The sequence below is a fragment of the Bacillus sp. P4_D3 genome (assembly GCF_056401855.1).
Map to the genome: position 1 here is coordinate 1 of NZ_JBFUIN010001256.1, position 608 is coordinate 608.

Consider the following 608-nt stretch of genomic DNA (forward strand, 5'->3'; position numbering starts at 1 on the left):
GTTTTACACTTTCATTTTCATAAAATTTAATTTTACTATGTAAATAATTTTGAATGTAATTCAGGTATAATAATAGATACAAAAGAAATTAATAAGGAGTTGAATAACAATGAAATTTGAATTGAWTAMRATTCATARTGAAAMTTCTTTAGAAAATATAGARAAACAAAAACAAARTTTWRCAAACATAATTKCAKTATGGAATCGTGATTATATAAATGAAGCTGAATTTAAAAAGGAAMATAACGAAAGAGAAGATACTTATACATACGAGGGATTTTCAAACGAAGAGATACTGTACTATTACTTGAAYCGRCAAACACATTTTGACCAGGAGAARCGTATAAAAGATGAATCAAGAAYTCTATACGCTCGTGATCTRAGTCAGTTTTACTTCTTTATCAAACAAAGTACAGAATTTCTGCAGCAAGATGTAAAGGACTATAAAGTTGGCCAAGTCTGGAGGAATCTAAGGAAGCGCCATATCCGTAACTATCAAAAATGGTTATCCCAGGACGCCATATCCTATCAATCAAAAGAAAAATACAAGGCATCTACGATTAGTCGGAAACTTGGTGTAATCCGTTCTTATTTGAAATGGCTATACG

General features: G+C 29.8%; 1 pseudogene. It reads left to right on the forward strand.

Going from position 1 to position 608, the window contains the following annotated elements:
* Positions 1-109 precede the first annotated feature (109 nt).
* A pseudogene (locus AC1DTM_RS30650) lies at positions 110-608 on the forward strand (hypothetical protein); the annotation flags it as partial.